Genomic DNA, 19,657 nt, shown 5'->3' on the forward strand with positions numbered 1-19,657 from the left:
GTTTTCATAGGCGTAGCCTCATTTCTTGTTTATGTTGAGCAAAATTGAATCAGCAGGTTTTGCCACGCATATGTCCGATATCTCCGTTGAAAAACTGACCGACCTTGAAGCTGTTGCTGAACTGGAGCGGCTGGCGCGCAAAATAGCTCATCATGATGAGCTCTATCATGCCAATGACCGGCCTGAGATTTCGGATGCAGATTATGACGCGCTGAAGCGGCGCAATGATGCAATCGAAGAGCGCTTTCCACATTTGGTGCGCACAGATAGCCCATCTTTACGCGTTGGCAGTACGCCGGTTTCAAAGTTCGCGCAGGTTGTTCATGCGCGTCCGATGCTTTCGCTTGGCAATGCGTTTTCTGATGAAGACGTGCGCGATTTTGTGGGCAGCGTTTATCGTTTTCTCGGACAGTTGCCGGATAATTCAATTGCTTTCACGGCTGAACCGAAGATCGACGGGCTTTCCATGTCGATCCGCTATGAGAATGGCGTCCTGGTCAGTGCTGCCACGCGTGGGGACGGTACGACCGGCGAAAATGTGACGGCCAATATCCGCACCATCGGCGAGATACCGAACAAGCTTCCGGCGGGTGTTCCTGCGGTCGTGGAAGTTCGCGGCGAGGTCTATATGGCCAAGAGCGATTTTCTTGCGCTCAACGAGCAGATGGCAGCTGAGGGCAAACAGACTTACGTCAATCCGCGCAATACAGCAGCGGGATCGCTGCGCCAATTGGATGCCAAGGTAACTGCAAACCGCAAGCTCAAATTCTTTGCCTATGCCTGGGGTGAGATGTCGGACATGCCTGCTGATACCCAACACGGCATGGTCGAGGTGTTCCGCAAATGGGGCTTTCCAGTCAATCCGCTGACGAAGCGGCTTAATAGTGCGGATGAGCTGATTGCGCATTATCGCGCCATTGGTCTTGAGCGCGCTAAGCTAGATTATGATATTGATGGCGTTGTCTACAAAGTGGACCGGCTGGATCTGCAAACGCGGCTTGGCTTCCGTTCACGCAGCCCGCGCTGGGCCATTGCGCATAAATTCCCGGCAGAACAGGCGACGACGATCCTGCGTGGCATAGACATTCAGGTTGGACGTACAGGCGCGCTGACACCGGTTGCACGACTTGAACCTATTACCGTCGGCGGTGTCGTTGTCACCAATGCGACGTTGCATAATGAAGACTACATCAAGGGAATTGGCCTCAAGGGCGAACGTATCCGCGATGAGGAACACGACATTCGCATCGGCGATACGGTGATCGTGCAGCGCGCCGGCGATGTCATTCCTCAGATTGTCGATGTGGTGTTGGAGAAGCGCCCAGCAGATGCTGTGCCGTTCCATTTCCCGCATGAATGCCCGGTCTGTGGCAGCCATGCGGTGCGTGAAGAAGGCGAAGCGGTCTATCGCTGCACAGGCGGTTTGACTTGCGCTGCTCAAGCGGTAGAGCGCATTCGTCATTTCGTATCGCGCAATGCGTTCGATATTGAAGGGCTTGGCGAAAAACAGGTCGAGTTCTTCTTCCATGCGGAAGATGACAACCTCAAGATCAAATCGCCTGCGGATATTTTCACGCTGCAAAGGCGACAGGCTGAATCACCCTTAAAGAAGCTCGAAAATATCGAGGGCTTTGGCGCAACGTCCGTGAAGAAGCTCTATGATGCGATCAATGACCGGCGTGAGATTGCGCTGCATCGGTTCCTGTTTGGACTCGGTATCCGCCATGTTGGCGAAGTGAATGCCAAGCGCTTTGCGAAGGCTTATCTCACCTATGATAAGTTTGCCGAGGCCGCGACATCTGCTGTTCCGCCGAAAGAAGGCGACCGCGCCGACAAGGGCAATGAAGCGTGGCAGGATCTGATTGCTGTCGAAGGCATCGGCGGTATTGTTGCCGAGGCTGTCGTCGATTTCTATGCCGAACCGCATAATGTGCAAGTGCTGAATGCGCTTCTGGCCGAAGTGAAGCCGCTCGATGAAGCAGCGCGCGTCGCAACTGGCTCGCCAGTGGAAGGCAAGACGGTGGTATTTACCGGCAGCCTTGAACGCATGTCGCGTGACGAGGCCAAAGCCATGGCCGAGCGGTATGGAGCCAAGACGGCAGGTTCTGTTTCGAAGAAAACTGATCTGGTTGTGGCCGGCCCGGGTGCCGGATCAAAGCTTGCAAAGGCTTCTGAGCTTGGCATTGAAGTGATTGACGAAGATGCGTGGCTCGCATTGGTTGGGGAAGGCTGATGGCTCCGTTCAAAGGTTTCGGCGACAAGGCCATTCCCTTTCTGAAGGCGCTCGATTTTCATCAAAACCGCGAGTGGTTTGTTGAGAATAAGGACCTGTTTGAAGAGCACCTCAAGGAGCCGCTTGGCGATTTGGTTGAGGAGTTGACGGGGCGGTTTGAAAAAGCCGGGCTACCGTTCAAGGGAGATCGTGTGAAAGCGCAGTTCCGCATCAAGCGGGACACGCGTTTTTCCAAGGATAAGGCTCCTTATAACCGGCATTTGTCAGCGCTTCTCTCGAACTCTGGCACCAAATGGGACGAGAGCGGTTGCTTCTATGTCTGCATCGGTTTGCCGGGTGTGCGGGATTGCTATGCAGGCGTTGCATGGTGGGGGCCGAAGAAACAAGTTCTGCAAGCCATCCGCGATGCAATTGTCGAAAAGCCGGACGACTATCGCACTGTCGTGGCAAAGCTCAAGAAAAGCGGTTTGCAGATCAGTGACAATGATCGGTTAAAGCGCACGCCGCGCGGCTTTGAAAGCGTGACAGAACCGGATTTGCTCGATGCTATTCGTAACCGGCATTTTGCGGTGCGCCTGGAAATCGATCCGAAAACGATCACTCGTGCAGACTTGTCTGATCGATTGTTCAAGTTTGCCGAGCAGTCGCGCCCGCTGATAGATTGGGTAAAAAAGATTGAAGGCACGGTTCCGCAAACATCAGAGTAATGCATTGATCCATCATGCTTTCTTATAGGTGATGCTGAAATGCAGCTGATCACGGGCAATTTCTTGTCTGGGATTCTTATAGTATGATTTTTTGCGAAAACTGATTTCAACTTAGCGAAAAATTTCCTAAGCACACTCTCATATTAAGGCACGGAGATGCTCGCGCACCGCGCCTCGGTATGATTGAGGAGTGATTTTTGTGGATCAGGGTTTTCGGTCGGCACCGGCTTCAGCACGCAACGATTTTTGGGTCGGCGTCAAACGAGGTGTTCCCATTGTTGCCGCAGGCGCCCCGTTTGGCTTGTTGTTCGGTGCTGTAGCGCTCGATAACGGTCTGTCGATCAGCGAAGCCGTGTTTATGAGTGCGATGCTCTATGCGGGTGCGAGCCAGATGGTCGGGCTCGATCTTTTCGGCCAGAACATTGCGCCATGGATGATTGTTCTGTCGATCTTTGCGGTTAATTTCCGCCATGTGCTTTATTCTGCGACAGTCGGGCGGCGTATCCGCCATTTCACATTCATGCAGAAAGCGGCAGCTTTTTTTCTACTGGTTGATCCACAATATGCCGAGGTTGAAATCCGCGCCGAGACGGGGAAGAAGATCAGCTTTGCCTGGTATATGGGCTTGGGCCTCACGATCTATGTCTGCTGGCTGCTTGAAACGCTTATAGGGGCGCTGTTCGGCAATCTGATTTCTGATCCCTATGCGCTCGGCATCGACTTCCTGCTGCCGATCTATTTTCTTGGCATGGTGATGAGTTTCCGCCATCGCGAGCACTGGTGGCCGGTGGTTATCGTCAGCGCTATTTGTGCTGTGGTTGCCTATAAACTTGTCGGCTCGCCGTGGCATGTGACGCTGGGTGCCGTAGGTGGTGTTTTGCTTGCAGCCATCCTCGCAAAGCCGCAAACAGGGGAGGCTTGAAACCATGTCAACGACGATCTGGATCATTCTTGCAGGTGCGGTCTGCACCTATCTCACCCGCGTCGGCGGACACCTGATTTTATCGCGATTTGAGCGTGTGCATTATCGCGTCGAAGCGGCATTGAATGCAGTGCCTGCGGCAGTTTTGACGGCAATCGTTGCCGCACCCGCATCGGATCATGGTTGGCGCGAGCTGCTCGTGCTCGTCTTCTGCGTTTTGCTGTCATTGCGCGTTGGCATGATGACGATGTTTTTTACGGGCGCAGCGCTGTTGATCGCGCTACGCCACTTCTTTCCGGCCTAATTTTAAAGAGCAGCCGTTGCCGTCTCTAGCCACTTGGCCTGCGCGCCATCGAGATGACCGATAAGCTTCTCACGCACCCTTGCATGATAGGCGTTCAACCAGTCAAGCTCTTCCTGTGTGAGTAGTGTTTTGTCGATCAGGCGGCGGTCGATGGGGCAGAAGGTGAGCGTTTCAAAGCTCATCATCGGCAGATCACCGCCTGCTGGCACTTCCGCTTCTTTCACGATGATCAGGTTTTCGATGCGGATACCGTAAACGCCCGGCTTGTAGTAGCCCGGTTCGTTGGAAAGGATCATGCCGGGCAGAAGCTCGTGTGCGCCTTTCTTGGAAATGCTCTGTGGGCCTTCATGGACCGAGAGGTAGCTACCGACGCCGTGACCGGTGCCGTGCGCATAATCAAAGCCTTGTTTCCAAAGTGCAATTCGCGCCAGCACGTCGATGTCCTGTCCGCGCGTGCCTTTCGGGAAACGTGCGGTAGTGATCGCAATCATGCCTTTGAGAACAAGCGTGAAAGAACGGATCGTTTCGGGTTTGATCGTGCCGATTGCAACCGTGCGGGTGATGTCGGTTGTGCCGTCGCGATATTGTGCACCAGAATCGATCAGATAAAGCTCACCATCTTCGAGTTTGCGATTGGTATCGGTGTTGACGCGATAATGGATAATTGCGCCGTCTGGGCCTGCTCCGGAAATCGAATCGAAGGAAAGCTCTTCGAGCGGCATCTGGAAATCGCGACCAGCCTTGTCGCGGCTTGCTTCCAGTTGCTGCGCGGCCGCGATTTCATCAACTGTGCCAGGTGTCTTACCGTCAAGCCAGGACAGGAAACTGACCATGGCCACGCCATCACGCTCGTGGGCGGAGCGGGAGCCGTCGAGTTCAGCCTTGTTCTTAATTGCGCGGGGCAGGCGGGCGGGGTCCTTGCCGTGGATCACGCTACCACCAGCGGCTTCAACTGCAAGGCGCAACTTTTCTGCAGCTAATGCCGGATCAAGCAGGATGGTTTCGCCTTGTGCTGCCCGCGCGCTCAGGTGGCCTTCAAGCTTGGACGGTTCGCAAAGTGTGGCGAGCTGCGTGAGATAGGCGCGAGGTTCGATGGCAAGCTTTCGCTCGTCAATGAACAATTCAGGCTCACCTTCTGCCGGGATGATCGCAAAACTCAATGGAAGGGGTGTATTGGAGACGTCTTTTCCGCGAATGTTAAACACCCATGCGACGGATGACGGGTCGGTCAGCACGGTCGCGCTTGCGCCCGTGCTTGCCACGGCCTTCTGCATCTCCTTGATCTTGTCTTCTGCTTCATGGCCAGCAAAGCGGGCAGGCTGAATAGTGACCGGCGCAAGAGGCGCTTCCGGCTGATCATCCCAGATGAGATCAACCAGATTTTGGGCGACTGGTACGAGCTTGCCGCCTTGGCTTTCCAGAGCTTCGCGCAATGCTGCCGCTTCCGCAATCGTGTGCAACCACGGATCAAAGCCAATCGTCAGGCCTTTGCCGTTTTCTGCGAGCCAGCTTGCAGGCGGATTGGTGACGAGGCTTTCATAGGAAAACACATTGCCATCAGTCTGATTGCGAACCTGCAATTCATAACGTCCGTCGATGAAAATGTAGGCGAGCTTTTTCAGGATCAGTGCTGCACCTGCCGAGCCCGTAAAGCCTGTGAGCCAGCTAAGGCGCTGGGCGCGTAGCGGTACATATTCGCCCTGATGTTCATCGGCGCGCGGAACGAGAAAGCCATCAAGGCTTTGCTCGGCCAGCTTCGCGCGTAGCAAAGCTACACGCGGCGCACCATTGGCCGGATCGGTGGTTACATCAAAAGTCTGAAAAGCCATGAGCGTAACTCGCAAAAATAAGGAAAGCAGCGTTATTTCAGGTGGCCACTCATTCAGGTGGCCATTATTTGAGGCGGCCATTATTTGAGGTGGATTGTGACCCAGCCTTCGCGATGAAAGGTTTTCTCGTGGGTAAGACCCTGCGCCTGATAGGCTGCAAGCACCATATCATGCTGGCTGTCGAGGATGCCCGAAAGGATGATCGAGCCGCTTGGTGCCAGATGTGACTTGAGTGATGGTGCTAGTTCCACCAAAGGATTGGCAAGAATATTGGCGACGATCAGATCAAACGGTGTGTAAGAGCGGAAGATCGGATGGTCAAAGCCTTCTGCCGTCGCTGTGATGACGTGTTCACTCACATCATTGAGAACGGTGTTTTCGGCTGCAACGGTGACTGCAATCGGGTCGATATCTGTAGCGAGAACCGGGATCGGTGCAAGCTTGGCGATAGCGATTGCTAGCACTGCGCTTCCTGTTCCAAGATCAAGCGCATTGGTTGGATGCTCGCGCTCCACCACTTCCTCAATCATTTCAAGGCAGCCGGATGTGGTGCCATGATGGCCAGTACCAAAAGCAAGTCCGGCATCGATCAAAATCGGGATTTCGTTTGGCTGCAGCTTGTCGCGATCATGCGAACCATGCACGAAGAAACGGCCCGCACGAACAGGCTTCAGACCTTCGAGCGAATGTGTAACCCAATCAATGTCTGGCAGCTCTTCAGTTTCAAACTTGCCCGCGCCGACCAGGGCGTCGATACGTGCTGCAAGCTCTTCAGCCCCGTCCTCGGTATAGACGGAAACTTCAGAAATCTGTCGGTCTTCATCGATTTCGGTAATCGCGATCGGAAAGCCGTCATCCTCGAACGCGCGTTCGAGGATGTCATAGATTCGTTCTGCTTCCGTCTTGTCCACTGAGAAGAAGAGGCGTGATTGGGGCATGGGTAAAAACTCTCTAAAAGATTCAGAGTAGTTCTTTAACCGTTTGCGCGGCCCTTTGCCAGATTCTTCAACTTTTGCAGTGCTGTATCTGCATTCTCTTGATAAGCGATAGTGCCACGGAAGCGTCCGCCCTTGTCGAGCAGAAACACGGAAGCCGTGTGATCCACGGTATATTCGCCATCTTCAGTCGGAACCTTCTTCGCATAGATGTGGTAAGACTTCACCACTTCAGCGACGCTTTCAGGCGTTCCGGTCACGCCAATGATACGGTCAGACACGTTGCTGACGTATGTTTTCATGATTTCCTGCGTATCGCGTTCCGGATCTACAGAGATGAAATACGCTTTAATATCAGCGGCTTCCGGACCAAGCTGTTTCAGATAGCCGTCCAGCTCGTAAAGCGTGGTTGGGCATACGTCCGGGCAATGTGTGAAGCCGAAGAAAACCAGAGAAGGTGTGGCGCGCAGATCTTTTTCAGTAAAAGGCTGTCCGTCCATCGCGACGAGATTAAACGATCCGCCGAAAGGCTCGTCGGCTGCGTTGCGGTCACGCAGCATATTGAAGCCAGCCGCACCGACAATTACGATGATGAAGGCGAAGATGAAGATGGGCAGGAATTTTTTCATGTCCAGTCAGCCTTGAATTTTGTTTTGCGTTTATCGCACATAAGCGCGCTAATTAGAATTTACATCGATCTGCGACAGGAAAGCGCTTATATGCAAGCACTAACTCGCCGCTGCAAACGATGTTGGAACGATAAACTCAGTCTAGCAGAATACAAAGATTTCAGAAAGTTTTGAAATGACGCAGGGTGAAGACCTCCGTTTCCAGAATAGCGAACCCCGTATTCATTCAACAGCACAGCTTAAAGCTTCGAAACTGGGCCGTTATGCCGACATTGGCGAGCGCGTGATCCTGCGTGAAGTGACGGTTGGCGACTTCACCTATTTTGAACGAAACGGCGAGGGGATTTACGCTGAAATCGGCAAATTTTGCTCGATTGCGGCCAATGTGCGTATCAACGCGCTTGAGCATCCAATGGAACGGCTGACGACCCACAAGGTGAGTTATCGCCCGAACGAGTATTTCCGTTATCTGGGTGTTGATGGTGATTTTCGTGCAAGGCGGCAGGCGAAGCGTGTCACAATCGGAAATGACGTGTGGATCGGCCATGGCGCAGTGATTACTCCGGACGTGACAATTGGTCATGGCGCAGTGATCGGCGCCAATGCTGTGGTGACAAAAGATGTAGCGCCTTATCATGTGGTCGGGGGCGTTCCTGCGCGTATCATCCGTAAGCGCTTTGACGAGAAAATTATCGATAAACTGCTAAAACTTTGCTGGTGGGATTGGCCGGTGGAAAAGCTCTATGAGGCAGTACCGGATATTCAGGCACTTGAAATCGAAGCATTTCTGGAGAAATGGGGCGATTAAGCATGACTCCCAAAAGTCGGAACCATTTTTGGGATAAACTCGTGCTTGAAAACAAAGAATTAAAGCGTGTCGCAATATTATGATCAAACGCGACACGCTTTAAGTGCGGCCGTCTTGCATTGCCTGATTTGCTTCTCCACTTGTCGTGTGGAGATTGTTGGAGATATCGAATGTCCAAATTGAGTAAGCTTGCCGGTTTCCTGGTTGCACCGATGTTACTGCTCGGGGCCTCAGCAGCTGTTTCTGCCGAGGAGGTTGGCCAGGTTGGTGTTGACTGGCTTGGTAATGACATTGTGGTAGATGCCGTGCAGGACCCGAAAGTGCAGGGCGTAACCTGTTATCTCGCATCGTTCTCACGCGGGATGATCGACCGATTGCAAAAAGGCAACTGGTTTGAAAATCCTTCGAACGCCTCGATTTCCTGCGAGCAATCCGGCCCGATTACCATTGGCGACATCAAGCTCGGCAAGGGTGGCGAGCGGGTCTTTTCAGAGCGTACGAGCCTGATTTGGAAGAAGCTGGTCATCACGCGCATCTACGATCAGAAAAACAATACGTTGCTGTATCTCGCACACGCTACGCAGGTGCAGGACGGATCGGCCAAGACATCGCTCTCAACCGTTCCGCTTTTCAAGGGTGATGTAACTTGGGAACAAGGAAAGCCGGAGTAGGCCCGGCTGTTCTTATCTTAGGGATTATGCGCGCTGGACGAAGCTGTCGAGAACACGCTTTTGGCCAGCTTTGTCGAAATCGATGGTGAGCTTGTTGCCGTCGATTGTTGCGATTGTTCCATTGCCAAACTTGATGTGGAACACGCGGTCGCCAACGAAATAGTCTGACGGCTTGTCGGCTACCGATTTCGCAACCAGTTCACCGTCAATCGTGCGGCCTTTGACAGAACCACGACCGGCACCAAAGCCGGAATCCGTCTCGCCATAGCCGATGCGTTCTACCTTGCTACCGGAACGTGAGCCCCAATTGTTACGCGTCGCTTCCGTGCGGTTCTGTTGCGCGCGCTGCCAGCCGGGCGTTGAATAGGTGTTCTGGAACGGATCGGCCTTGTCGAAGCGCGACTGTCCATAACCGCTATTGCCATAGCCACCGTAGTTGCCTTCCATCTCGGCCACTTCCACATGCGGCTCAGGAAGCTCTTCCAGAAAGCGTGACGGAATAGTCGATTGCCACATGCCATGGATACGACGGTTGGAAACGAACCAGATATGCAGGTTCCTTTTGGCCCGTGTCACGCCCACATAGGCAAGACGGCGTTCTTCTTCCAGGCCTGAACGTCCGCCTTCATCCAGTGCGCGCTGGTGCGGAAACAGTCCTTCTTCCCAACCGGGCAGAAAGACGGTTTCAAATTCCAGACCCTTTGCGGAATGGAGCGTCATGATGTTGACGGCATCCATATCTTCGTTCTTCTCAGCATCCATGACGAGCGCGACATGCTCAAGGAAACCGCGCAGGCTCTCATATTCCTCCATGGAACGGATAAGTTCCTTGAGGTTCTCGAGACGTCCCGGTGCTTCTGCTGATTTATCGTTCTGCCACATGGCCGTGTAGCCAGACTCATCCAGAATGTTTTCTGCTAGTTCCGTATGCGGGGTATTGTCGATGAGCGACTGCCAGCGGCGGAAATTATCGACCACTTCGCGCAGAGCCGAGCGTGGCTTGGGCTTCAGTTCTTCGGTTTCCACCAGATCGCAGGCGGCAGCAAACATCGAAATGTCACGTGCACGGGCATAGTCATGCACCTGACGGATTGCTGCCTCACCAAGGCCACGTTTCGGCGTGTTGATGATGCGCTCAAGGGCCAGATCGTCTGCGGGTTGGGCCACGACGCGCAAATAAGCCATTGCATCGCGGATTTCGAGGCGTTCATAGAAACGCGGACCACCGATAACCCGGTAATTGAGGCCGAGCGTCACGAAGCGATCTTCAAATTCGCGCATCTGGAACGATGCGCGCACGAGGATCGCCATGTTGTTGAGCAAATGGCCCTGTCGCTGCGCCTGTTCGATCGCTTCGCCAACTGCACGGGCTTCTTCCTCAGAATCCCAAGCAGCGTGGATTTTGACTTTCGGATCGTCGGGATTTGGTGCTTCGGTGAAAAGTGTCTTACCGAGGCGCCCTTCATTGTGCGCGATGAGATGAGCGGCTGTGCCAAGAATATGCGCTGTCGAGCGATAGTTGCGCTCAAGCTTGATAACCACTGCGCCAGGGAAATCCTTATCGAAGCGGAGAATGTTATCCACTTCCGCACCACGCCAGCCATAGATCGACTGATCGTCGTCACCAACGCAGCACAAGTTTACTTTGTTTTCGCTCGCGCCGAGTTCGCTTTGATCACCGGCTCGCACTGGTGCCGTCGTCCTTGATTGCGGTCGCTGAGCAAGCAGGCGAAGCCACATATATTGGGCGGTGTTGGTATCCTGATATTCGTCCACCAGAATATAGCGGAACTTTGCATGATATTCGCGCAGGATGTCTGGATGCGTGCGGAAGATGCGGATCGGGTGCAGCAGCAGATCACCGAAATCACAGGCGTTCAGGGTGCGCAAACGCTCCTGATAGGAATGATAAAGCTCGCGGCCCTTGCCATTGCCGAACGAACGCGCATCGCCTTCCGGAATATCTGCAGGGCCAAAGCCTTTGTTCTTCCATCCATCGATCATGTTGGCGAAAGTGCGAGCCGGCCAGCGCTTGTCGTCCAGACCTTCGGCCTGAATAAGCTGCTTGATCAACCGGATCACATCGTCGGTATCGAGAATGGTGAAATCAGAAGTGAGGTTCACCAGTTCCGCATGACGGCGCAAAAGCTTCACGCCTATGGAGTGAAACGTGCCGAGCCATGGCATGCCTTCGACAGCGCCGCCGACCAGATGGCCGATACGCTCTTTCATCTCGCGCGCAGCCTTGTTGGTAAAGGTCACGGCAAGGATCTGGCTTGGATAGGCAAGGCCAGTCGTCAAAATATGCGCGATGCGGGTGGTAAGCACACGTGTCTTGCCAGTGCCTGCACCTGCAAGAACCAGAACCGGACCTTCGGTGGTCAGAACGGCCTGGCGCTGTTCAGGATTCAGGCCCTGCAAATAATCAGGTTCACCACGTTGCTGGTTGCGCGCTGCCATAGCACGCGCAGCAATGCCTCCGGCAGCTGGCGCGCGGTCAGCCGGTGCTTCATTGCCGAAGAACGGCATATCATCAGGGAAATCGGACATTGCTACCGAATGTAGTGATTCGCCGATGAAAAACCAGCGAAAGCGTTAAACTATTCGAGCTGCGTGACGCGGCGGTCGGTAAAATTGAGGCGGTGTGAAGCCAGAGCTTCGACCAGACCACGCATTTCCGGCTCGCGACTGAGCAGGTCGTCGAGTTCTGTCATCTGGTTCATTGCGATCAGACGAAGGATGTCATCGCGGATCGTACCATCAGCCCGACGCGGTAAATGTGCTACCGGCTGGATGAGTTCGAGTTTGGTGCCTTTGAGGCGCGCGCGCAGGCTCTTTTCGTCCGCATCCAGCGTTTCAACGAATGCATAAAGGCCAACGCCTTTCGCTGGCAGCGAATAAAGCGCCAGCGCCATATCCTTTACGCGCGGATCGGATTTGAGGGCGGCCATGATGGTTGGGCCTTCATTGTCGATCCGGTCGCCTGTGCCTTCACCATCTGACCAATTGAAGATACCGCGGGTGACGAAATTATAAACCTTCTTGCCGGTTGCCAGCCAGATACGCGACGGCAGCGAACGGCGTGCAAGAATGCGCTTCTCGGTCGGCGTCATCAGATCGGCAGCAAAGGCGCGCTTCTGCTTGATGAGATGGCGAAAATCTTCATAGGCCAGCAGGCGATAAAACGCACCACGACGACGATGCACGCTTGCAAGCTGGAAATCAATGACGGCTGCTTCGCCTTCTGGCGTCATAAGCCAGTTTTGTGGTTTCGCAAGGTCATTATGTGTAACGCCAAGGCGCCGCATGTCGCGTAGAATACGGTGTGCTGTACGATACCATTTTGGATCGGATGGACGCGCAAGATGCAGCGGTGTGCCTTCCGTCCACGAACGATAGAGCCCATCGCGGTCGGTATAAAGAAGCTGTGGAACACCTTCGATGCCGCGCACGGTCTTAAGGCCACGGATTTCGCGCCGCGCCAGAACCCATGCAAGCGGCTTCGACCACCATGGTGCAGCGCTGACCACACGACGGATGATACGTGTGTCGGGTTCGCCTGCAAAATAGCCTGCGCGGGTTTCGGAAAATACATCGCGTTTAAAGACGGCGGTTTCCACAAACTCCGGTATGCGGTCACCTTTTGCGGGTACATCAATATTTGGGTTCTGAGCCATAAAGTTCCACTAGCCGCTTGTGTCCCATCAATCAAGTTTGATGACACTGTTCGCCTGTTGCAATCATGCGAATGAGGGCGCAAAAGAACTCACATTGAGCTTAAAGCGCGCTGCGCTTTAAATTTTACTTTCAGCATGTCGTTATGGGAAAACCGGTTCCCACTTTTCCGCGACGTGCTCAGGGGAGAAAATTGATCATGCCGCAGAGTGACGATATCAAGCAGATCATCCGACAGGAGCAGGCGCTGATTTTCACGTCTTTTAATGAAAACGACGCGTTTTCGTTGGGCCAGCGGATACGTGATCTGGCTGTAAAGCAGAAGCTTCCAGTCGCCATTGATATATCGCTCTGGGATCGCCGTTTGTTCTTCGCTGCGACAGCCGGAACCACGGTCGATAACACGGAATGGCTTCGCCGCAAGTTCAACGTGGTGCGTCGCTTTCATGCTTCGAGCTATCGCCTTGTTCTGGAGCAGAACCGCGACGACAAAATGTTTGCCGCACACAAGGCGCTGGATGTAGCGGATTATGCATTGGCGGGCGGAGGCTTCCCAATCCATGTTGCAGGAGCGGGCGTTATCGGAACGGCCATTGTTTCTGGTCTGCCGCAACGCGAAGATCATAACCTTGTCGTGCGGGCCATTGCCGAGCATCTGGGACAGGACCCGGTCGCGCTGGCTTTGACCGCTGTTTGAAAATTGAAATACGGAGAATGAACGATGTCGCTTCAGAATGTGGTTGCCCTTCAGCGAAATGAGGAGGGCATTGCAGCCGCTGTTGCTATCCTGAAACAACGTTTTGGTGAACGCGCCCAGACCGGGCAGGCAATCCGCGAGCAGCATGGCCACACGACGACATATGTGCCGACGCAGGCACCCGACATCGTCATTTTCGCACAGACAACACAAGACGTGCAGGATGTCGTTCACATCTGCGCCGAGCATAAGGTGCCGGTGATCGCATTTGGTGCCGGTTCCTCGCTTGAGGGCCAGGTAAATGCACCTGCCGGTGGCGTGTCGATCGATTTGACTGGGATGAACCGTGTTCTGGCGGTTCATGCAGAAGACCTTGATTGTGTGATAGAGCCGGGTATCACGCGACGGGAATTGAATGAATATCTGCGCGATACTGGGCTTTTCTTTCCAATTGATCCGGGTGCGAATGCAACGCTTGGCGGCATGGCTTCTACACGCGCTTCCGGTACAAATGCGGTTCGCTATGGCACCATGCGCGAAAACGTAATGGCGCTCAAAGCTGTCATGCCGGATGGTCGCCTGATCGAAACATCGAAGCGCGTGAAGAAGACCGCAGCGGGTTACGATCTCACCAGACTTTTGATTGGCTCGGAAGGTACGCTCGGCATTATCACCGAGCTTACTTTGAAACTGCAGGGCATCCCGCAGGCAGTATCGGGCGGCATCTGTCCATTCCCCGATGTTGAATCGGCCTGCCGTGCAGTGATCGAAACCATTCAGATGGGTATTCCGGTGGCACGCATTGAGCTGGTCAACAAGCTTCAGATGGAAGCGTTGATCCTGCATTCCAAACTGCCTTATGAAGCACAACCCTATTTGTTCGTAGAGTTTCACGGCACGGAAACCGGCGTTGCTGAGCAGGCGGAAATTTTTGGTGAAATTGCTGCCGAAAATGGCGGAGGTGAATTTCGCTGGACCAATGATCCTGAAGAGCGCGACCGGCTATGGCGTGCGCGGCATGATGCCTATCTGGCCTCCTTCCTTCTGCGTCCGGGTGCCAAGGGTGTCTCGACGGATGTTTGCGTACCGATTTCGCGCCTTGCCGATTGCATCGCAGAGACCGAAAAAGACTTGGCTGAAAGCGGACTGATCGCCCCGGTGGTCGGCCATGTCGGCGACGGTAATTTCCATCTTCTTCTGCTACTCGATACGGATGACGCAGCGGAAATGGCGCGGGCGGAAGAGTTCATGGATCGACTGGTCAAGCGCGCTCTGGCTATGGAAGGCACTTGCACGGGCGAGCACGGTATCGGCCAGGGCAAGATGAAATACCTCCCCATGGAGCTTGGCGAGGCGACTGATTACATGCGCATGATCAAGAAATCGCTTGATCCGGACAATATTATGAACCCCGGCAAGATTCTTATTCCGTGAATCAAATCAGCGGTTTGGTGAGCGTTTTTCAGACGTTGATTCAATCAGGTTTTTAATTCGGCTCGGCGTGAGGCACTTTGTCTTGTTATCGCCGGGCCTTGTTATCGCCGGACTGATGTCGTTTTTGCAGAAATATGATTAGACCCGAAAAGCATTTCACACTTTCCGGGCTCATGCTTTATGTTGCGCTGTAACGAGAGCGTGATTCACCGTTTGTTTTCGTGTAATTCTGAAATTCGCACAATACCGGAGTTTTTTCTTGGGCCGCATATTCGTCATCGTCGGAGGGCTTTTGGTGTTGCTTTTGACGGCAGCGCTTGTCGTGCCGCCCTTTGTTGACTGGAGCGGCTACCGTGCCGATTTCGAACGTGAAGCAAGCCGGGTACTTGGCCGTCCGGTGCATGTGACGGGTGATGTGAGTGCGCGTCTACTGCCTTTTCCTTCTGTGGCATTTTCCGATGTCCGCGTAGGTGATGTCGCCCGTCCGGTGATGACGGTTGATACGTTTTCGATGGATGCAGAATTGATGCCGTTTCTGCGCGGCCAGCTCTTGATTTTCGATATGCGCGTTGAGCGCCCGCAGGCCATTGTTTCCCTCGATAAGGACGGTAAGGTGGATTGGGCAATTCGTCCTTCCACGCCAATTGATCCGGCCCATATCAAGGTCGAGCGGCTTTCAATTCTGGACGGCACAGCGACCCTACATGATGAAGCAAGCGGACGTCTTCATACGGCGACATCTATCAATGCGGTGATGTCTGCGAATAGTCTTTCCGGGCCCTGGCAGGCCAATGGTACTTTGGATATTGAAGGGCAGAAGCTCGCGCTTGATCTCAACAGTGGTGAGGCAAAGCCCGATGGTTCGTTGCGACTGCGGGCACGTATTTCTCCCGATGCAATTCCCGCATCCTTTGAAACAGATGGCGATATTACTTTGAAGGAGGGGCGTCTCAACTATGCAGGCAACTTCTCGCTTCGTTCGGCGGATGCCGTTGCACTGAATACCAAAAATCAGAAGACACCAACTGAGAAGCCGTTTTTTAGCGATTTACGGCTGTCGGGCAAGTTCGAGGCGGACAGAAGCCGGTTTGATGCCCGCGAATTCCGTATGGAACAAGGGCCTGCCGATAATCCTTATGTGGTAAACGGCAAGGCATTTATTGATTACGGCGACACGCCGCGTTTTGATATCAGCGCCGATGGACAGCAGATTTTCTGGGGTCCCGTCGAAACCACGGAAGACCAGCAGGCTGTTACACCCGTGCCGCTCGGTGATCGTGTGGCACTTGTCCGCCGTATGCTTGAACAATTACCAATCCCCGGAATGCCCGGCAACGTGGAACTGCGTTTGCCTGCGGTGATTGCCGGTGGCACCACAATTCGCTCCGTGACGATCAGTGCAGGCCCTGACGGCAACGGCTGGAATATCCGCCAGTTTTCCGCTGATCTGCCGGGACGCACGAAGGTTGAAGCAAAGGGCAAGCTTTCTGTTGGTAAGGATTTTGGCTTTGCAGGCGATATGCTTGTGGCTTCGCGCCAGCCATCAGGACTTGCCTCATGGCTCAATGAGACTGTCGATGAATCGATCCGCAAACTTGATAGCGTCGGCTTTTCCGGCAAAGTCGATCTGCGTGATGGCATGCAGAGTATTGACGAACTTGAAGTCGGATTGGGGCAAACGTCGCTGAAAGGCAGCTTCCTGCGACAAGTCGCTGGCTCTGCTGAGCCAGCTGTTACGCTTAGGCTTCATGGTGGCGCAGTCGATAGCGATGCGTTGCGGGCCTTTACAGGCTTTTTCTCAAGCGGTCATGGCATGGCTTCTCTTGAAGGGCAGGCGCTTGATATCGGTTTCAAGGCAGGGCCAGTTCAGTACGAGGATATGGAAGCAGGTAGTGTTGATCTTGCTGTGCGCGTGCATGGTGGACGTTTTGATTTTGATCGCCTGATGGTCAACGATGTAGCCGGTACGACTTTAACGGCGACGGGTGCCTATGAGCCGTTTGCGTCTGCGCCGTCAGGTACGCTGGATGCGACTTTGCTGTCTGCAGATCTGTCGCATTTTCTGACGCTGGTCGCGCATCGTCATCCACAAATCCCATTTTTCAGGTCGCTTTCGGCACGTGCGGACAATTATCCGGGCCTGTTTGATGACACCGAAATTAACATTATTGCCAATGCAGTCGCAGCGCCGAATGGTGATGCTGCGCCAGTCGCTTCTGCAAACAACAGTGCTGGCAAGAATGCTGGCACAGACAAGAGTGCGCGGACCAAAGAAGCGAACACAAAGACCCCCGCCAAGGGCGGTGAAGCATCTTTCAGCGTGACCGGCAAAGCGGGCGGGATGAAGCTGGATCTCTCAGGCACCACGAGTGGCGGGAGTTCCGAGAGTGATCCGATGCAGATGCAGCTGAACGGAACTGCAACATCTCAGAACGGAGAAACTGTTCTCGCGCTTCTGGGCCTGCCGTCACTGCCTTTGGGGCTTGCTGGTGAGTTGACGGCGGATTTAACCATGCAGGGTGCGCCGAGCGCCGGTATGCGGACACAACTTAAGCTAACGGCGCCCGATGGAACGGCTGCCGCCGATGGCATCCTCTCGCTAGTTGGAGGCGATATTGCCGCAAGCGGTAAGGCTCAGTTGAAATCTGACGATTTGCAGCCATTTATCGCGACAGCTGGTTATTCTTTGCCGGGATTTGGCGAGGGGCTGTCCGCTGATCTTTCCAGCGATTTCCAGTTTGCAAAAGGCCTTCTTCGCTTTCCGAACTTTTCTGGCAAGCTCGGCGGAGATGATGTTTCGGCGCGCATAGAAGCAAATTTTTCCGATAGCGGTCTGCCACAACTCAAGGGTGAGGCCAAACTGGCTTCTATCGAGCTTGGTAGTCTGGCAGCGATCATGTTGGGGCAGGAGGCTATTGAGCCTGTAAAGGCATCAAAAGTATCGATCTGGCCAAAGACACCATTTTCTGTGCGACCATCCTTGCCGCTGCTCATTGATATGAAGCTTAACGCAGCACAGGCTCATATGGATGGGTTTGGAGTTTTGAGCGATTTTTCTACCCGACTCCAGAAGGGCATGGATGATCTGACGCTTGGCGAGCTGACAGGTAATTGGGCCGGCGGCTATCTGGTTGGCAATGTTTCGCTGCGCAACAATGATAAGACTGCGCTTTTGACCTCCGATCTCAAATGGAGCGGTGCTGCGCTTCAGGATTTTTACCGTCTGCCAGACGGTAGCAATCCCTTCTCAGGTACGGTGAAAGCCGCTCTGTCTTTGAATGGTAGCGGTACGAGCGTGGCCGATCTTGTTTCATCTCTCGCAGGATCAGGCAGTGCAGATGTTGAAAACTTTGCGATCAATGGCCTTGATCAAAATGCTTTCGCGGGGATGCTTACAGCGGCTGATGCCATGGGCGATCAACCTGCAGGCGCTTCCCAACTAGATGCAAAGCAGTTTGCGGCGATTGCAGACAAGGCAGTCGGTCAGGGAAGCTTTGCTGCTGGTAACGCACGGTTTGATTTCACTGTCGCCGGTGGCATTGCCCGACTGGCACCGATTAGCCTTAATTCCGGTGACACGGTGCTGGCAGGGGATTTACAGTTGGATCTCTCCACATTGGGTTTGAGCGGTGAAGGCAGCTTATCTTTCAAGCAGGCTGAAGATACGCAGTCTGGCAGTGCGGCCAATCTCAGGTATTCAATCGGTGGGTTTTATGAGGAACCATCGGTTCAGTTCGATCGTCAGCCGTTGGTCCAGTTCCTAACGCAGCGCGCGCTTGAGCGGGAACAGGAACGCGTCGAGGCCATGCAGGCCAGCATCATGGAGAAGCAGCGCCTGCGTCGTCAGCTTGATCTGCTTTCATCGGATGCGCAGGAGCGTGAACGTTTGAGGCTGGAAGAAGAAGCACGTCGCAAGGCGGAAGCCGAAGCACGCGAACAGGCTGCACGAAACGCTCTCGAGGCACAGCGTCCCGCAGTTGGCGGCAATCCGCCAGCTCAGCTCAACGGGCAGCAGGGTGGACAGTCGTTGAATGAGTTTCTGAAGGATCTGGAGCAATCGCCGACTACGGCGCCAAGTCTTCAGCCTTAGAGCGCGTTTCGATCTGATTGAAGCAGATCGGCGCTCTACCGCATCTTATTCGAAGCATAATCTTATCGATCCTCGGGTCACTCCGGTCGGATTATGTTCTAAATCTGAAGTCTCGATTTCAGCCAGTCGAGAACATAGAGGCGCAAGGCGGATGACAGGTTGATCGTGCGATCACGCTGTCCATCGATCCCGGCAATCAGTGATGCCACGGAAACCTGTCGTTTCTGTGCTATTTCTTCAAGGATTTCGAAGAACGGCTCTTCAAGCGTGTAGCTCGTGGCGTGGCCGCGAATAGTGACAGAGCGCTTTCGCAAGCGGGCTGACTGATTCACGTGTTCTCATCCGGTTTATCGCGCGAATCGAGCTTGTTGTTTGCGAGAAAGTTTTCGGTCTTACGGGTTTCTGCTTGCGCGAAATCTTTCTCGGCCTTGGTCCTGCCAAACAGAACTCTGTTCTGTTCAGCTTGCTTTTCCTTGGAGGCACGCGCCTTGTTCTTTTTGAACTGGCGCAGATTGATGATCTCACTCATGAATGCCTGCTGTAGCTAAGCCGCCAGAGGGATAACGGCCTCGACGCTTCTACTTTTCTGGGGTTTTCGGATTGGTGAACCACCATATCAGCAGTGAAAGTATCACGAGCAGAAGTAGTCCGAAAGTCATCTGCCACAGCGGAAAATTCGGCGCGTCTTTGGCGACAAAGAAGCCCGCAACGATGCCGCTAAAC

General features: G+C 54.0%; 16 protein-coding genes. 9 read left to right on the top strand and 7 right to left on the bottom strand.

The features are described 5' to 3' along the window. Positions 1-70: 70 nt before the first annotated feature. The 4 genes from ligA (at position 71) to OIV19_RS12730 (ending at position 4,166) form a co-directional block, all read left to right on the top strand. Positions 71-2,233: an NAD-dependent DNA ligase LigA gene (gene ligA, locus OIV19_RS12715; RefSeq protein WP_264231859.1), complete on the top strand. Its 2,163-nt coding sequence runs from the start codon at positions 71-73 to the stop codon at positions 2,231-2,233. Further along, on the top strand, positions 2,233-2,940 hold the full coding sequence (locus tag OIV19_RS12720) for a DUF2461 domain-containing protein (protein WP_264231860.1): 708 nt from the start codon (positions 2,233-2,235) through the stop codon (positions 2,938-2,940). The genes ligA and OIV19_RS12720 overlap by 1 nt, the downstream gene beginning before the upstream one ends. 199 nt (positions 2,941-3,139) lie before the next feature. Continuing rightward, the gene (locus tag OIV19_RS12725) at positions 3,140-3,862 is read left to right on the top strand and encodes an AzlC family ABC transporter permease (protein ID WP_264231861.1); all 723 of its coding nucleotides are present in this window, start codon (positions 3,140-3,142) and stop codon (positions 3,860-3,862) included. Between the two features lie 4 nt (positions 3,863-3,866). Beyond that, positions 3,867-4,166, top strand: a complete 300-nt coding sequence (locus OIV19_RS12730; protein WP_095446951.1) for an AzlD family protein — start codon at positions 3,867-3,869, stop codon at positions 4,164-4,166. 2 nt (positions 4,167-4,168) lie between these two features. Here the strand turns inward: OIV19_RS12730 and OIV19_RS12735 are convergent, their stop codons facing one another. From OIV19_RS12735 to OIV19_RS12745, 3 genes are all read right to left on the bottom strand, one after another. Further along, positions 4,169-5,995, bottom strand: coding sequence for an aminopeptidase P family protein (locus OIV19_RS12735; RefSeq protein ID WP_264231862.1), 1,827 nt, complete (start codon positions 5,993-5,995; stop codon positions 4,169-4,171). An 80-nt stretch (positions 5,996-6,075) separates the two neighbouring features. Further along, positions 6,076-6,933, bottom strand: a complete 858-nt coding sequence (locus tag OIV19_RS12740) for a 50S ribosomal protein L11 methyltransferase (protein WP_264231863.1) — start codon at positions 6,931-6,933, stop codon at positions 6,076-6,078. A 35-nt stretch (positions 6,934-6,968) separates the two neighbouring features. Further along, positions 6,969-7,559 (bottom strand): SCO family protein, encoded by a 591-nt coding sequence (locus tag OIV19_RS12745; RefSeq protein ID WP_095446948.1) that lies wholly within the window; start codon positions 7,557-7,559, stop codon positions 6,969-6,971. 175 nt (positions 7,560-7,734) lie between these two features. On the opposite strand from OIV19_RS12745, the gene OIV19_RS12750 reads away from it, so the two are divergent. Both OIV19_RS12750 and OIV19_RS12755 read left to right on the top strand, forming a co-directional pair. Beyond that, positions 7,735-8,367 carry a DapH/DapD/GlmU-related protein gene (locus tag OIV19_RS12750; protein ID WP_095446947.1) on the top strand — a complete coding sequence of 211 codons (633 nt, stop codon included), beginning with the start codon at positions 7,735-7,737 and terminating at the stop codon, positions 8,365-8,367. Positions 8,368-8,537: 170 nt separating this feature from the next. After that, positions 8,538-9,038, top strand: coding sequence for a CreA family protein (locus OIV19_RS12755; RefSeq protein ID WP_095446946.1), 501 nt, complete (start codon positions 8,538-8,540; stop codon positions 9,036-9,038). Positions 9,039-9,062: 24 nt separating this feature from the next. On the opposite strand, the gene OIV19_RS12760 is transcribed toward OIV19_RS12755, so the two are convergent. Together OIV19_RS12760 and OIV19_RS12765 are read right to left on the bottom strand one after the other, a co-directional pair. Next, complete coding sequence (locus OIV19_RS12760) at positions 9,063-11,588, bottom strand: UvrD-helicase domain-containing protein (RefSeq protein WP_264231864.1); 2,526 nt, start codon at positions 11,586-11,588, stop codon at positions 9,063-9,065. 50 nt (positions 11,589-11,638) lie between these two features. Next, positions 11,639-12,715 carry a serine/threonine protein kinase gene (locus tag OIV19_RS12765; RefSeq protein ID WP_264231865.1) on the bottom strand — a complete coding sequence of 359 codons (1,077 nt, stop codon included), beginning with the start codon at positions 12,713-12,715 and terminating at the stop codon, positions 11,639-11,641. Between the two features lie 197 nt (positions 12,716-12,912). Between OIV19_RS12765 and OIV19_RS12770 the strand changes: the two genes are divergently transcribed. From OIV19_RS12770 to OIV19_RS12780, 3 genes are all read left to right on the top strand, one after another. After that, positions 12,913-13,410, top strand: coding sequence for a heme-degrading domain-containing protein (locus tag OIV19_RS12770; RefSeq protein WP_095446943.1), 498 nt, complete (start codon positions 12,913-12,915; stop codon positions 13,408-13,410). A 24-nt stretch (positions 13,411-13,434) separates the two neighbouring features. Continuing rightward, a complete protein-coding gene (locus OIV19_RS12775; protein WP_095446942.1) occupies positions 13,435-14,844 on the top strand; it encodes an FAD-binding oxidoreductase in 1,410 nt (469 codons plus the stop codon). A 259-nt stretch (positions 14,845-15,103) separates the two neighbouring features. Continuing rightward, positions 15,104-18,934, top strand: a complete 3,831-nt coding sequence (locus tag OIV19_RS12780) for an AsmA family protein (protein WP_264231866.1) — start codon at positions 15,104-15,106, stop codon at positions 18,932-18,934. Between the two features lie 98 nt (positions 18,935-19,032). On the opposite strand, the gene OIV19_RS12785 is transcribed toward OIV19_RS12780, so the two are convergent. Together OIV19_RS12785 and OIV19_RS12790 are read right to left on the bottom strand one after the other, a co-directional pair. Next, positions 19,033-19,266: a ribbon-helix-helix domain-containing protein gene (locus tag OIV19_RS12785; RefSeq protein WP_095446940.1), complete on the bottom strand. Its 234-nt coding sequence runs from the start codon at positions 19,264-19,266 to the stop codon at positions 19,033-19,035. Beyond that, positions 19,263-19,463 carry a DUF4169 family protein gene (locus tag OIV19_RS12790; protein ID WP_095446939.1) on the bottom strand — a complete coding sequence of 67 codons (201 nt, stop codon included), beginning with the start codon at positions 19,461-19,463 and terminating at the stop codon, positions 19,263-19,265. Before OIV19_RS12790 ends, OIV19_RS12785 begins: the two co-directional genes overlap by 4 nt. Between the last annotated feature and the right edge of the window lie 194 nt (positions 19,464-19,657).

This window comes from Brucella sp. HL-2 (assembly GCF_025846885.2).
GTDB classification, from domain to species: Bacteria; Pseudomonadota; Alphaproteobacteria; order Rhizobiales; family Rhizobiaceae; genus Brucella; species Brucella quorumnocens.